At 73.2% G+C, this 13851-nt stretch carries 11 protein-coding genes; 1 reads left to right on the top strand and 10 read right to left on the bottom strand.

Annotated elements, in window-relative coordinates:
* Positions 1 to 7 precede the first annotated feature (7 nt).
* From J0I43_RS10430 to J0I43_RS10460, 7 genes are all read right to left on the bottom strand, one after another.
* Positions 8 to 1048, bottom strand: coding sequence for a response regulator transcription factor (locus J0I43_RS10430; protein ID WP_292863033.1), 1041 nt, complete (start codon positions 1046 to 1048; stop codon positions 8 to 10).
* 76 nt (positions 1049 to 1124) lie between these two features.
* Entirely contained in the window at positions 1125 to 2174 is a 1050-nt protein-coding gene (locus tag J0I43_RS10435; protein WP_292863036.1) for a glycoside hydrolase family 6 protein, read from the bottom strand.
* A gap of 40 nt (positions 2175 to 2214) precedes the next feature.
* Positions 2215 to 2763: a cell wall protein gene (locus J0I43_RS10440; protein WP_292863039.1), complete on the bottom strand. Its 549-nt coding sequence runs from the start codon at positions 2761 to 2763 to the stop codon at positions 2215 to 2217.
* 65 nt (positions 2764 to 2828) lie between these two features.
* The gene (locus tag J0I43_RS10445; RefSeq protein WP_292863042.1) at positions 2829 to 4640 is read right to left on the bottom strand and encodes a DUF4012 domain-containing protein; all 1812 of its coding nucleotides are present in this window, start codon (positions 4638 to 4640) and stop codon (positions 2829 to 2831) included.
* Between the two features lie 10 nt (positions 4641 to 4650).
* Complete coding sequence (locus tag J0I43_RS10450) at positions 4651 to 5835, bottom strand: hypothetical protein (RefSeq protein WP_292863045.1); 1185 nt, start codon at positions 5833 to 5835, stop codon at positions 4651 to 4653.
* Entirely contained in the window at positions 5832 to 7517 is a 1686-nt protein-coding gene (locus J0I43_RS10455) for a HAMP domain-containing sensor histidine kinase (RefSeq protein ID WP_292863048.1), read from the bottom strand. The genes J0I43_RS10450 and J0I43_RS10455 overlap by 4 nt, the downstream gene beginning before the upstream one ends.
* Positions 7514 to 9319 carry an ATP-binding protein gene (locus J0I43_RS10460; RefSeq protein WP_292863051.1) on the bottom strand — a complete coding sequence of 602 codons (1806 nt, stop codon included), beginning with the start codon at positions 9317 to 9319 and terminating at the stop codon, positions 7514 to 7516. Before J0I43_RS10460 ends, J0I43_RS10455 begins: the two co-directional genes overlap by 4 nt.
* A gap of 59 nt (positions 9320 to 9378) precedes the next feature.
* Here J0I43_RS10460 and J0I43_RS10465 point away from each other — a divergent pair, with 59 nt between their 5' ends.
* A complete protein-coding gene (locus tag J0I43_RS10465; protein WP_292863054.1) occupies positions 9379 to 9741 on the top strand; it encodes a response regulator transcription factor in 363 nt (120 codons plus the stop codon).
* 50 nt (positions 9742 to 9791) lie between these two features.
* Here J0I43_RS10465 and J0I43_RS10470 read toward each other — a convergent pair whose 3' ends face one another.
* The 3 genes from J0I43_RS10470 to J0I43_RS10480 form a co-directional block, all read right to left on the bottom strand.
* Positions 9792 to 10766, bottom strand: a complete 975-nt coding sequence (locus J0I43_RS10470; RefSeq protein WP_292863057.1) for a hypothetical protein — start codon at positions 10764 to 10766, stop codon at positions 9792 to 9794.
* Between the two features lie 3 nt (positions 10767 to 10769).
* Entirely contained in the window at positions 10770 to 12308 is a 1539-nt protein-coding gene (locus J0I43_RS10475) for a polysaccharide biosynthesis tyrosine autokinase (RefSeq protein WP_292863060.1), read from the bottom strand.
* Between the two features lie 144 nt (positions 12309 to 12452).
* A complete protein-coding gene (locus J0I43_RS10480) occupies positions 12453 to 13796 on the bottom strand; it encodes an HNH endonuclease signature motif containing protein (protein WP_292863062.1) in 1344 nt (447 codons plus the stop codon).
* Positions 13797 to 13851 lie beyond the last annotated feature (55 nt).

Consider the following 13851-nt stretch of genomic DNA (forward strand, 5'->3'; position numbering starts at 1 on the left):
ATGCCGCTCAGGCGGCGCGTTCGGAGGTCAGCCGGTAGCCCACCCCGCGCACCGTCTCGATGTAGCGCGGGTTGGTGGGGTTGTCGCCGAGCTTGCGGCGGAGGTTCGTCATGTGCGCCTCGATCGCGCGCTTGTCGGCCTCTCCCACGAAGTAGCTCGTCACGTAGGACTCGCCGCGGAGCACGAGCGTCAGGTCGGCCTTGCTGCGGACGCGCCGCTTGGACTCCATGAGGGTCGCGAGCAGATCGAACTCGGTGCGGGTGAGCTCGAGCTCGGAACCGCCGATGACGGCGGTGCGCTGCTCGGGGTTGACCGACAGGTCGCGGTGCGTGACCCAGCCGGGGCCGACGACCTCGGCGGCGGTGTGGCCGATCGGGGCGAGGTCGGAGCCAGGTTCGGTGTACTGCGGCCCGGCGGTCGACGGGACGATGATGGGCTGCGCGGCGGGAGCGGGCGGCGCGGGCTGCGCGTACGCGGGCGGCGGAACCGGCTGCGACCGCACCTCGTCGAAGCTGTAGGGCGGGTCGGCGGGGGCGGGCGCCGGCGGCCACTGCTCGTACGCCGCGGGCGCCCCGTAGTCGGGCGTGCGGGCGCCGGGGCGGGCGCCCGGGAACGACGGTCCCGCGACCTCCTGGCGGGGCGCGGGCGGCTGGTTCTGCACCGTCGTGCGCGGACGGCGCATGAGCGAGTCGACGCGCGCGCGCAGCTCGCGCGGGCGGAAGGGCTTCACGATGTAGTCGTCGGCACCCGCGCCGAGGCCGACGACGAGATCGGCCTCCTCCTCGAGGCCCGTGATCATGATGATGTACGTGTCGCTCTGCGCGCGGATGCGCCGGGCGGCCTCGAATCCGTCGATGCCGGGCATGTTGACATCCAGCGTCGTGATCGACGGCTGATAGGACGCGACGGCGCGTACGCCGTCGATGCCGTTGCCGACCGAGACGGTCGAGAAGCCCGCCGCCTCGAGGACTTCGACGATGAGATGACGGATCTCCGGATCGTCCTCGATGATGACGGCGGTCTTGAGGGGCGCGGAGGGGTCGCTCATGGTCCTGACGATCTCCATTGGGGGGTGTGGAGCCGGATGGTGAGCCACAGTCTAGCCACGCCGCGACGGGCGGGTGTCACCGCACGTCGCGCGTGAGCTCCTCCGCGCCCTCCGGCCACCAGTGCCCCGCGGCCGGGCCACCGTTGCAGGTGCCGTCGCTCTCGCCCGGAGGTTTGATCCAGACGTTGGTGTCGACGACGTCGTCGCCGAAGGTCCCGCCCGCGTCGCCGACCCGTTGTCCGGGCGGATTGCACCACGTCGAACCGGCGCTCGCGACGCCGTTGCGCGACGTGTCGATGATCGCGTGCGTGCCGCCGAGCCGGTCCGAGAGCGCGTGCGCGTAGGCGAACTCGTCGTACGTCGACTGGTAGTTGGAGACGTTGGTGGCGACGCCGCGGACGCGGTCGATGATGCCCATCTGCCGGATGAGGGATGCCATGTCGTCCGGGCTGTGCCACGAACTGTGGCCCCCGTCGATGTAGATCCACGTGCCGGTGCCGCTCAGGGCGTCGACGGCGGCGGAGAGGTAGCCCGCGCGCGCCGAGATGTCGCCGCACTCGCTCGCGAGGGCGATGCTGTCGGGCTCGAGGACGACGATCTTCTGCACGTCCGGGGCGGTGCGCAGGGCCGCGCCGATCTCGGCGACCCACGTCGGGTAGTCCTCGGAGGAGAGCCCGCCCGCGGAGTGGTTGCCGCAGTCGCGGTCGGGAAGGCCGTAGACGACCATCGCGGCAGCCTTGCGCTGGTCGCGGGCCTGCGAGACGAGGCTCACGACGGTGCCGCCGACGGTGCCGATCGGGTCCTGCTCGGGGGTGAGCCAGTACGCCGTCGGCTGTGCGCCGAGGTACTGCGTGGCCGCGGTGGCGTCGGCATCCATGTCGATGTGGTCGAGCGCCTGGACGGCCTTCGACTGCTCGGGCGCGATGACGACGGTGCCGACTGCGGGGGGCTGCGCCGTCATGCGGAACACTCCCTGCGTGATGACGATGCCGAGCGTGGCGATGAGGGCGATCACGACGATCGCCGCGATCACGGCGAGGATGATGATCGCGCGGGTCGACGGGCGCCGTGGCGTCCATCGCCGTCGTGGGGGGCCGACGGTCGCCGCGGGCGGCGGAATGGTCACGTTGACACGCTACTCGACCCGGCGGCTCCGCCGGTGCGCGTCAGTCGTCGCGGTTGCCGCGGCGGCGCAGCGCGAGAGCGATCAAGACGATCGCGCCGGCGGCCACGAGAGCGCCGCCGCCGATCCAGATGCCGAGGAGCTGCCCGCTGTCGCCGCCCGTGCGCGGCAGGCCGTCCGCGCCGACGATCGACGTGCTCGCCGCCCCGCCGGCGGAGGTCGGCGAGATCGCGGCGATGTTGTAGACGCCCGACGCGTTCTGCGGCAGCGTGATGCCGACGGCGCGGAGCGCGCCCGTGGCATCCGAGGTGCGCGCCGCCGAGCCCGTCGAGATCGCGAACCGGACGAAGGCGAAGGTGACGCCGGCGCCGTTCTCGCCCGTCACGGTGATCGTGACGGGCTCATTCGCGCCGAACGTGCCGGCCGCGCAGGAGAACTCGATCGTCGCGCCGGCCTCGATCGTCGCGGAGGAGGTGGAGCAGGCATCCACGGGCGGGTAGATCGTCGAGGCCTGCGCGGCGGCGGGCACACCGATCGCGGCGACGAGGCCGATGGCGAGGGCCGTCACGATCGAGCGGAGAGAGCGGTGCATGGTGACCTTCACAGGGGTGGTGCTGCGCGGCGCGCGTTGCGAGGTCCGGTGAGTCTACCTGACGTCTACCGAAGGACCGCCGTGTCCGTTCCGCAGGTGGCCGCGACGACCGGCGCGAGCGCCGCGTCGGCGGTGGGCGTCGTGATCGCCTCGGCGGCGGCCGCCGCCGTCCGCGCCCGCACGACGACGGTGAGGTGAGTGGAGGCCCCGGGCTCGAGGTTCGTGCCGAAGCTCAGCACGCGGCGGCCGTCGTGCATGCCGCCGGCGAACCCGCCCGCGCTCTCGGACACGGCCGAGACGAGCTCGAACCCTTCCGGCAGATAGATGTTGCCGATGACCTCGGTCGTCCCCGGTGCGGTCCCGAACGCGCCGCCGCCCGTGATGTACTCCGGCAGCGCGGTCGCCGCGTCGGCGGGTGCGGAGCTCGCGAGCGTGACGTCGAGCGTGAGCTGCCGCTCCGCCTCGGCGCCCGCCGCGCGGCACGCGTCCCACCGGAGCGTCACCGTCGGGTGGGTGTAGTAGCTCATCTTGGAGCCCGTGCCGTCGTTGAGGTAAACCCCGAAGCGGGCCGTGCGCGCGTCCGTGACGGGCAGGCCGCCGGCGACGGGCGTCCCCGCGATCGCGGCCTCCTGCGCCTCGTCGGCGCTCCACAGCAGCACGCGGTGCTCGTCGATCGCGCGCCCGAGCGCCCCGACGAGGCCGGATGCCGAGCCCTGGCCTTCCGCGAGTGCGCCGAAGACCGCACCGGCCGCTCCTGCGAAGAAGGCGTCCTGGTCGGCGGGGTCCGCGTAGCGGAAGTACACCTCGTTGAGGAGGAGCGGCACGGCGTTGTCGCTCGTGAGGGTGTCGCCGGTGGGGAGGGCGACGGGGCCCGTCGCGGCGAGCAGGTACGACAGCACGACCGGGTCGACGGCGAGGACGCCGTCGACGGTGACGCCCGAGTGCAGCCGGTACATCTCCCGCGCGAGCGGGGCTCCGACGGCGAAGTCGGGCACCTGCGTGACGTTCTGGATGTAGCGCGCGGGCTTCGTGTCGTAGATCGCGGCGACCTCGTCGGGCAGCGGCGCGACGGGCTCGGCGAATCCGCCCGGGAAGTCGCGGCTGGAGAGCGTGCCGACGAGCGAGAGCGCGCCGCCGTCGGCGCGGAGGACGACGGCGGCCCCGGCGATGCCGCCGAGCGAGCGCCACTCGGCGTTGTTCTGCACGAGGACGAGGTAGGTGCGCGGTCCGTCGGCGCCGAGGAGCCCCGGCAGCAACTGCGACGTGCGGGCGAGGGCGTCGACCGAGGAGGCGACGCGGTCGAAGAGCCGGTCGGCGTCGTCGACGGCGGTCGAGACCGCGCCGATGAGCGGCGCGCGGTCGATGTCGTCGATGGATGCCGCGGCCCCGGAAGCGACCGAGGCCGCCGCGGCGGCGGGCTCGGCGAGCGGGGCGAGCGCGCTCGTGTCGATGCGGCCGCCGACGGGGCGCAGCGTGTCCACGGAGATGCCGCTCGCGGACGCCGCGAGCGGCATGAGGGCGCCGGAGAGGAGGTCGTCGGCGGAGCCGGCGACCGTCCCGAAGGCGGCGAGCTGCGGACCGATCCAGGGGACGTGCGCGGCGGCGCTCCAGATCGGGTCGGAGGTGAGCGCGTGGGCCTCGTGCGCCTCGGCGGCGAGCGACGTGAGCGCCTGCGCGGCGGCATCCGGGTTCTCGGCGAGGTCCGCCGTCACGCCCGCGGCGCCGGACTGCACGCGCTGCAGGTGCCCGTAGGCCGCGGCCCCGCGCACGCCGACCCAGATCGCGCCGAGGAGCAGCACGGCGAGGGCGCCGGCGAGCACCCATGCGAAGATGCGGCCTGCCGTGCGCGCCGGGCGGGGGAGAGTCGGCGTGCTCATCGGATCGATCCTACGGTGCGGCCGGGGTTGCGCCTGCCGCTCCGGCGACGGAGAGCGCCCGCTCCCACCCGTCTCCGCCGGCGAGCTGGGCGGCGTCGGCGGCGGCGGATGCCGCGGCGACGAGGTCGTCGAGGTCGTAGCCGATCTCACCCGCGCTCGCCCATCCGATGCTCACCGAGAGCCGCACGTCGACGGGCTGTTCGGCCGACACCGTCGACACCCGATCGAGCAGTGTGCGCAGGAGGGGCCGGACGCTCGGCTCGTGGCGGGGGAGGAGGACCAGGAACCGGGTCGGCTCGACCTGCTCGAGGTCGGCCTCTGCGGGGAAGACGGCGGTGACGTCGTCGGCGAACCGGTCGAGCACGCGGGTGTAGCCGAGTGCCGAGGATGCCTCGCGCAGCGCGGTCGGGTCGTCGAGGCGCACGTCGAGGACCGACCACCACGAGTCGTCGAGGCGCTCGGCGCGGGCGAGGCGGTCGCGCGCGACGGCGCGGAAACCACCGGTCTCCCGCTCTTCAGCGGGCGCCGTCTCGCCCCGCGTGAGCAGGAGCAGAGTGACGAGTGCCGTGACGAGCGCGATCGTCATGAGGGTGGGGGCGTATTCGGCGGCGGCGGGCAGGCCGTCGGCGAGGTCGCCGGCGCCGTTCCACGGAGTGCCGGCCGCGATCCACACGACCGCGTACATCGCCACGATGGCCGCTCCGACGGTGAGCGGGATGGTGGTGGAGCGGTGCGCGGCGCGGATGCCGGCGAGCTCGATCGCGATGCCGGCTGCCGCGAGGCCGGCGATGCCCGCCGCGATCGCGCGGGTGACGCCCGCGGCATCCGTGCCGTCGGTGACGGCGAGTACCGCGATGAGGACGGCGGCGACGACGAGGGTCGGGACGATCATGACGACGCGGCGCCCGCGGCGGACGCGCACCCCCACCCATACGAGGCCGAGGGCGAGCACGATGAGGCCTCCGATGGCCGCCGGCCACCACGGGCCGTCGCCGTGCGCGCCGGCGCCGTCCGCGCCGCCTTCGCCGTCGATCGCCACGGCGGCGAAGAAGTAGCTGGCGACCATCGCCGAGACGAACGCGGCCGACCAGATCGCCGATTCGCGCGTCGGGCGCGGCACGAACCCGAGGCCGATCATGAGGGCGCAGCACAGGGTCGTGAGCGTGATGAGTATCACCGGGAGCTGATCGATCACGGGTTCTCTCCGTCCGTTGCGAGTGACTCCTGAGGGTGCTGCGTGGCGAGGGGCAGGCGCACGGTCGCCGTCGTGCCCGCGCCGAGGGCGCTGTCGAGTGCGATCGTGCCGCCGGTCTCCTCGACGATCGTCCGCGCGATCGACATGCCGAGCCCGGTGCCGGCGATGCCGCTCGCGGTCGCGCTCTGCGCGCGGAAGTACGGCGCGAAGACGCGATCGAGGTCGCCGGGCGCGATGCCGATGCCGGTGTCGCGCACGGTGAGCACGGCGGTGCCGCCCTCGCGTGCGGCGCGGAGGGCGACCGTGCCGCCGCGAGGGGTGTACTTGATCGCGTTGCTGACGAGGTTGTCGACGACCTGGCGCATGCGGAATCCCTCGCCGGCGATCGGCAGGGGATCGGGCGCGTCGAGCGTGATCGTGATGTCGGTGGATGCCGCGGCCGGCGCGAACGCGTCGATGGCGGACGTCGCGACGGCGCGCAGATCGAAGCCCTGTGCGGGCTCGGTCGCGCGATTCGTGTCGAGGAGCGACGACGTGAGGGTGAGCATGCGCTCGGCGCCGACTTCGATGAGCTCGGCGTGCTCGCGCGCGGCGGGGCTGAGATCGGGGCTCTCGACGAGGAGGTCGGCGTGACCGAGGATCACCGTGAGGGGGTTGCGCAGCTCGTGCGAGACGGCGCTCGTGGCGGCGCGTCGGTCGCGGCGCTCCCTCTCGCCGTCGGTGATGTCGACCAGCTCGATGATGGAGATGTCGTCGCCGCCCGCCCTGTCGCCCGGGGTGTCGTCGTGTTGCTGCGCACGGAGCGCGGCGGCCGACCGCCCCCGGATCGACATCGACAGGGCGCGCCACTGCTCATCGGGCCCGTACAGCCAGAGGACCTCTCCGGTGATGCGCTCGCCCCGTGCGGCGCGCGCGATCGAGGTCTGGTCGCGCGGCAGGGCCGTGCCGCGGAAGGCGTCGTACTCGACGGCGCGCGAGGGATGCCGGTAGTCGGTGTCGTCGTACGCGTACAGCCGCCGGTAGGCGGCATTGCTGAGGTCGATCCGGCCATGCGCGTCGACGCGGGCGAGCGCCGTGCCGATCGACTCGAACAGGGCGAGGGAACGCGCCGCATCCCCCGTGCGCCGGGCGAGCGCGCGGTCGAGCTGGCGTGACTGCCGCCGGATGAGGTGGCGATACGCACGCGTGCGCCGCGCACCCTGGTGGACGGCGACGGCGAGGGAACTGAGGGTCAGGAGCACGATGACGACCTGCAGCGGCGAGGCATCCGGTGACCGCCACTGCGTCAGGTGGAAGACGAGGATCAGGCTGATCTCGGCGACGATCGTGAGAGCGGTGTAGTACGTCGCGATCCACACGACGGGCAGGATCCAGAGGTAGCCGAGCGCCGATTCGGCGCTGGAGAGGAGGCCGATCGCGATCGTGTCGATGAAGGGAACGAGGATCGCGAAGCGGCGTGCGCGGAGCCACGGGGTGACGAGGGCGCCGATGGTCGTCGCGGAGAGCAGCGTCAGTCCGCTGAGGAACGCGACGTGGGTGAACAGCTGCGGGTCGAGCAGGGCGACGGCGACGGCGACGGCGACGCTGCTCAACGCGACGGAGAGCTGCCACTGCCAGACGGAGCGTGCGACGCCGCCGAGCAGCGCGGCATCCGACCAGCGGCTGCGGGAACGAGGGGTCATCGGGCCTCACCGCCCGGTTCGGTGATGCTCGCGGTGACGGCGGCGGCGTCGGCGGTGGTGTCGACCGGCTGCTCGGGCGCGAGCTCCGCGGCGGTGTGTGCGGACGGCAGGCGCAGAATGGCGCGCGTGCCGCGACCCGCCGTGGACTCGATGCGGACGTCGCCGCCGTTGCGGCGGGCGAGCATGCGCGCGATCGTGAGGCCGATGCCCGTTCCGGGCAGGGCGTCGGCCTCGGCCCGGGCGCCGCGGAAGAACGGGTCGAACGCCTGATCGAGTTCGCTCTCGGGCAGGCCTGGCCCGTCGTCGGCGATCGTGATGAGGACGTCGTCGCCGCTCTGCTCGGCGGTGACCTCGACGCGGCCGCCCGTCGCGACGAACTTCACCGCGTTGGAGACGAGATGGCGGAGTGCGCGCTCGGCGTCGGCGCGATCGGCGTGCAGCGCCACGTGCGCCACGTCGACGGTCACCGTGACGCCCCGGACCGCGGATGCCGCAGCGTACGCGGTGACGACGGAGGCGGCCAGAGCGGCGGCGGCGACGCTGACGGGCTGCGGCTCGTGGGTGCTCCGCGCGGCCAGCAGGTCGTCGAGCATCGCGGCGAGGCGGTCGGTGTTGCGGCGGATCGCGTCGACCCAGCCGGCGGCGTCGTCGGGGAGGTCGCGCTCGCCGAGCAGGTCGGCGTAGCCGCTGATGATCGTGACAGGGGTGCGCAGCTCATGGCTCGTCGTGGAGAGGAACGCCTCACGCTGACGTTCGAGGTCGTATCGCACCTGCAGCGTGGACGTCGTCGCGCGCGCCGCTTCGGCGCGTTGCTCCGCGGCCTCGAGCGCGACGCGGCCGAGCGCGAGGGCCTCGTTGTGCTCGGTGACGGTCGTGACCGTGAAGATCGCGATGGCGGAGAGGAAGAGGGTCAGCGTGATGCCGAGGTCGGTCCCTTCGAGCCCCGCGGTCGTGAACGCGCCGAACCCTCGCGTGCTGAACGCGACGAGGAGGACGGCGATCGCGAGCGCCTCGATGTGCGCGACGAGCGGCGGGAATCGCAGGGCCGCCCAGATGAGCGGCAGGAAGATGAGGAACGCGAGCGGGAGCGGCAGGAGCGGACCGAACCCGGCGACGACCGCGAGGAGGGCGGCGACGATCTGCACGGTGAGCTCTGTGCGCCGCGGGAACGCGCCGCGCGGCGGGGTGCCGGTGCGTCGCGGGGGATCGGCACCCCGTGAGACCGGCCGGTCGCGCACGGCGAGCAGGGCGAGCGGCGCGATGAGCATGATCGCGGAGAAGTGGGATGCCGCGGTGATGAGGACGATCGGCACGGGAGAGGCGCCGGCGGAGACGATGCCGATGACACCCGCCATCAGGCCGTAGGCGACGGCCGCGACCGCTGCGCTCACCGCGAAGCGCACGGAGTCGGCGGTCGTGCGCAGTACGGCACTGCGGCGTCTGTGAAGGACGAGGACGCACAGCACCACGATCTCGATGGAGTCGGCGGCCGCGAGGACCAACGTGCTCGCGACTGCCCGCCCGCCCGCGAGCATGCCCAGGGCGTTGGCGGCGAAGATGACGAGGATCGCGAGCGGGCGATGCCGTGCCGGCGCCCGGAGTGCGAGGACGGCGCTGAGCCCCGCCGCCGGCCACCAGACCGCGAGCGGCAGGCCCGGGACGGTGAACCGCGTCGCCGCCAGCGCGAGCGCGAAGATGCCGACGCCCGCCGCGCACCACAGCGCGACCGTCCGGCCACGTGAGGGCGCCGGCGACGTGATGCGCGAACGCGACGCGGCAGGGTCTGCCGTGGGGGCCCTCATACGCCTACGCTATCGGTAAGGCACTGGGGACGCCGGGATCATGTTCTGGAGGCTCCATGATGGCGAATGTGCTGGTCGTCGACGACGATGCCGATGTGGCTGCCCTCGTGCAGGCCGTGCTGACGAGCGAGGGGCACACGGTCGCCGTCGCGGGTGACGGCGCGCGAGCGCTCGCCGAAGCGGCGACGCTCCGCCCCGACGTGGTCGTGCTCGATTGGATGATGCCCGGTATGACGGGCCTCGACGTGTGCCGGGCGCTGCGTGCCGACGACGCCTACGACGCGACTCGGATCCTGATGCTGACGGCGCGGTCGGCGCCGAGCGACATCGAGACGGCGCGCGCCGCGGGGGCCGACGACTACGTCGTGAAGCCGTTCGCGCCGCGCGAGCTGCGCCGCCGCGTGTCGAGCCTCATCGCCTGAGCGGATCGTGCGCGGGCCTGTCGTGCGCGGGCCTGTCGTGAGCGGGTCGTTCAGCCGAGCGTGATGATGCGATCGCCGGTCCAGAGCGCGATCGTCGGGATGTCGCCGCCGGTGCCGTCCGTGGGGATCACGTCGATCGCGAGCGGGCTCGCGGCGTCGGCATCCGCACAGCCGAGGTCGACGGGGTCGGATGCCGAGGCGAAGTCGGTGACCCGGATGCCGGGGCACGCGGCATCCGCGTGCGCGACGACGACACCCGCGTCGCTCACGGCGAGCGCGCGGGCGTCGCCGACGAGAGGCGTCCACGTGCCGTCGGTGCGGAGGTAGGCGGAGCCGTCGCAGAGGAGGGCGACCCCGCCCCCGCCCTGCCGGAGTCCGGAGGGCGCGCTGCACGGCGCGGTCACCGTCTGGCCCTCGATGACGACCGAGCCCGTCGCCGAGAGGTAGGTGTCGGTGGCGAAGATGTCGGGGTAGGGCTCCCAGAACTGCCCGTCGGTGTAGGTGCGCATCGTGGTCGTGGTGCACGCGGCGCCGGTGTCGACGACGGCGGTCGCGTTGCGACCGCCGAAGGAGGTGAGGCTCCGTACGTGGGCGATGCTGCCGTTCGCGGGGGTGACGTTCTGCCACGTCTGGCCGCCGTCGGCCGATCGTTCGACGTGCGCGGGCGGCCCGCCGGCCGCGCCGCCCGCCTGGCCGGTCGGGGTGCACGTGCCCGCGGTGGCGCGCCACATGGCGTCGGCCCCGACCGTGAGGAGGCGCTCGGCGGCGCCCGCGCCGCCGAGCGCGGGCGCGACCCCGGAGCCGGTGGGCGTTGGGGTCGGGGTCGGCGTCGCGCTGGCGGCGGGCGTGCGCGCGAAGGAGTAGGTCGGGGCGGGCTGCGCGGTCGCCCCGCCGGGGGCGACCGCGCGGACCTCGCGCAGGGCGGCGATGCTCAAGGCGATGACGGCGACGGCGAGGATGGTGACGCCGACCGCTGTGGCGATGGTGCCGCCCCGCGTCGCCGCGATCGGGCGTGTGCGGGGCATGGGTCAGCTCTCCCTGTCGGCCTGTCGCGCCTCGCGTCGGGTGTCGAAGCCGAGCTCGTCGAGCGTCGGAACGTCGGATGCCGGGCCGTCGACGACGTTCGGAACGTCGGGCACGGTCGCGACGGGGGCGGTGCGGCGGCGCTTGGCCTCCTTGCGGGAGGGCTTGGCGGGTGCCTCGCGGTAGCCGTACCCGTAGCCATAGCCGTACCCGTAGGCGGCGTAGTACGAGTCGGGCCCGCGCGTGGGAACCATCGACATGACGAACCCGGCGAGCTTCGCTCCGACCGTGACGAGTGCCTCGGCGGCGCCGGTGAGTTGGTGCTTCGTCGTGCGCCCGGCGGCGACGACGAGCAGGGCTCCGCTCGTCGCGCGCGCGAGGATCGCGGCATCCGTCACCGGGAGCAGCGGGGGAGCGTCGCAGAGCACGACGTCGAAGTCGCGCTCGAGCGCCTCGAGGAGGGTGCTCATCTGACGCGACCCGAGCAGCTCGCTCGGGTTCGGCGGCACCTTGCCGGCGGGCAGGACGTAGAGCGACCGGCCGCCCCAGGGCAGCATGACGTCTCCGACGCGCGCGCGGCCGATCAGGACGTCGGTGAGGCCGACGCCGCCCTCGATGCCGAGGTACTCGGCGACCTTCGGCTTGCGCAGGTCGGTGTCGAGCAGCGCGACGCGCTTGCCGGCGTCGGCGAGGGCGATCGCGAGGTTGATGGTCGTGGTCGACTTGCCCTCGCTGGGGATCGAGCTCGTGATGACGAAGCTCGCCCGCCCGCCCATGTCGAGGAACTGCAGGTTGGTGCGGAGGGCGCGGAACGACTCGGCGCGCGGGCTGAGCGGGTCGGCGTGGACGATGAGCGGGCGCTCTTTCGCCTTCGTGTCGTACGCGATCGCGCCGATGGCCGGGGCGTTCGTGATCTGCTCGGCGTCGCGCGGCGTGCGGACGCGGTTGTCGAGGGTCGTCCGCAGGACGGCGATGCCGATGCCGAGCGCGAGCCCGACGAGCGTGCCGAGTGCGAGGTTGAGCGGCACGTTCGGGCTCGACGGCTTGAGTGCCGGCTGCGCGTCGCTCACGCGGCTGAGGCGGATGGGGCTCGTCCCGTCGGCGGCCTCCGGTTCGAGCTGCGGGACCGCGGCGGAGAGGCTCGCGGCGATCGCGTTGGCGATGTCGGCGGCGCGCACCGGGTCGGGGTCGGAGACGGTGACCGTGATGAGCGTGGAGTTCAGGGCCGAGGATGCCGAGACGTCGGGCTTCAGCTCGGCGGCCGTGATGCCGAGGTCGAGGTCGGCGATGACGGGGTTGAGCACGACCGGGGTCGTCACGAGCCCGACGTAGGTGTTCATGCGCGCCTGCGTGAAGTTGGAGCCCTGCTGCAGCTCCGCCGCGGTGCCGCCGGCCTGCGTCGAGACGAAGACGGTGCTCGACGACTCGTAGATCGGGGTGCGGGTGAGCGAGTAGCCCGCGGCCGCTCCGAGCCCGACGAGAGTCAACACGACGATCACGAGCCAGTTCTTGCGGAGGATGCGGATGTAGTCGCTGAGCTCCATGGTGCCTCTCGGGGGGATGCGCTGCCGGATCATGAGGGCCGGCGGTGACGGGATCAGTCTGCCACAGCGTGCGTTTCGGGCCGGTGACGAGCGGATGCCGAGGTGATGGCGGCGGCGCGCGCCCCGGCATCCCCCTACGGGCGCTCACCCGCCGACTCCCGCGAGCCGATACCGCGCGGCACCGCCGAGCCGCGGCGTGCGCTGCGGATCGAGCCAGGCCGGCGGGATGAACCAGACCTTGGCATCCATCCCGGTGCCGTCGATGTCGATGTCCCACCCGTCGTCGTGGATCCGATGGTGGCAGCCGGTGCACACGAGCAGTCCGTCTTCGAGGTCGGTCGCGCCGCCGTCGCGTTTCCACCATCTCGTGTGGTGCACGTGCGTCCAGGGCGGGGGAGCCCCGCACATCGCACATCCGCCGTCGCGCTCGACGAGGGCGAGCTTCTGTGCGCGGGTGAAGCGCCGCTTCTCGCGCCCCCAGTCGAGGATCTCGCTGCCGCCGCCGAGGACGCACGGGATGACGCTCAGATCGGCCGCGAGCCGGCGCACCGCTCCCGCCGGAATGGGGGTGTCGCACCCGTCGATCGTCGCGGTGCCGATGCCCGTCTCGAGCTCCTTGAGTGTCATGCGCACGATGACGGTAGCACCGACGCCCGTCGGCAGCTGGTCGCAGGCCGCCCCGTGCGCACAGAGGTCGGCGAGGGCGTCGGCGCGCATCTGCGCGACCGACCGGTCGTCGTGCGTCGCGTCGTCGGCGTGCTCGTTGCGCTGCAGAGTGCGCGTGACCATCGCCTCGAGCGCGTTCTTGATCGGAGCGCCCGTCTCGACGTCGAAGACGCCCGCGAGGTGCAACATTCCGTCACGTTCGTGGATCGTCAGCGACCGCTTCGCGCGGCATTCCTCATGCCGGGGCTCGACGCCGTCCGGGTCGAGCAGAGCTTCCGCGCGGGCGAGCAGGCGTGCGAACTCGTCGGCACGCAGGCCCGGGGCGCGCTCCGCGAGCTCGCGCTCCGCGGCATCCAGTCGGGCGGCATCCACCCGGAGCGCCAGACGGTCGATCAGTCCGATGATCGCGGAGGCGGCCGTCATGCCCAGCGCGCCGGAGGCGAGGGCGGCGGCGACGTGGGGGTGCGGCGACGGCAGGTCATCGCCGACGAGCGACGTGCGCGGGGCGGTCGCCTCGCCGACCTGGACGAGCTTGATCGCCTCGCCGACGCTCGACCCGGTCGTCGCCTGGATGAGCGCGACAGGTGTGCGGAACCCCTGCTTCTTCGCCAGAGAGTCCTTGCCGAGCTCGACGCGCGACTGCCGCGCGATCTCGGCGGCGACGGGAGCGAAGGCCGCGTCGACCTGGCGGATGAGCGCGCCGAAAGCCTGACCGACCGCGACGAGATCACCCGGTGTCAGTGACTCGGGCGCGCGCTCGCCGCCCGCCGCCGCGAGTGCGGCGAGGGCCTTCGCGATGCCGTCGAGCCTGGTGCCTTCCATATCTCGACACTAGAACATACCTCCGACATCGGTCGGAGTTATCCACAGCTCAGAG

It is taken from the genome of Microbacterium sp. (genome assembly GCF_017305435.1).
GTDB lineage: Bacteria > Actinomycetota > Actinomycetes > Actinomycetales > Microbacteriaceae > Microbacterium.

Bases quoted from the DNA above. Each gene is read 5' to 3' on its own strand.
- J0I43_RS10460 (WP_292863051.1), bottom strand. From the start codon at position 9,319: ATGAGGGCCCCCACGGCAGACCCTGCCGCGTCGCGTTCGCGCATCACG.
- J0I43_RS10440 (WP_292863039.1), bottom strand. From the start codon at position 2,763: ATGCACCGCTCTCTCCGCTCGATCGTGACGGCCCTCGCCATCGGCCTC.
- J0I43_RS10470 (WP_292863057.1), bottom strand. From the start codon at position 10,766: ATGCCCCGCACACGCCCGATCGCGGCGACGCGGGGCGGCACCATCGCC.
- J0I43_RS10430 (WP_292863033.1), bottom strand. From the start codon at position 1,048: ATGAGCGACCCCTCCGCGCCCCTCAAGACCGCCGTCATCATCGAGGAC.
- J0I43_RS10480 (WP_292863062.1), bottom strand. From the start codon at position 13,796: ATGGAAGGCACCAGGCTCGACGGCATCGCGAAGGCCCTCGCCGCACTC.
- J0I43_RS10445 (WP_292863042.1), bottom strand. From the start codon at position 4,640: ATGAGCACGCCGACTCTCCCCCGCCCGGCGCGCACGGCAGGCCGCATC.
- J0I43_RS10475 (WP_292863060.1), bottom strand. From the start codon at position 12,308: ATGGAGCTCAGCGACTACATCCGCATCCTCCGCAAGAACTGGCTCGTG.
- J0I43_RS10465 (WP_292863054.1), top strand. From the start codon at position 9,379: ATGGCGAATGTGCTGGTCGTCGACGACGATGCCGATGTGGCTGCCCTC.
- J0I43_RS10455 (WP_292863048.1), bottom strand. From the start codon at position 7,517: ATGACCCCTCGTTCCCGCAGCCGCTGGTCGGATGCCGCGCTGCTCGGC.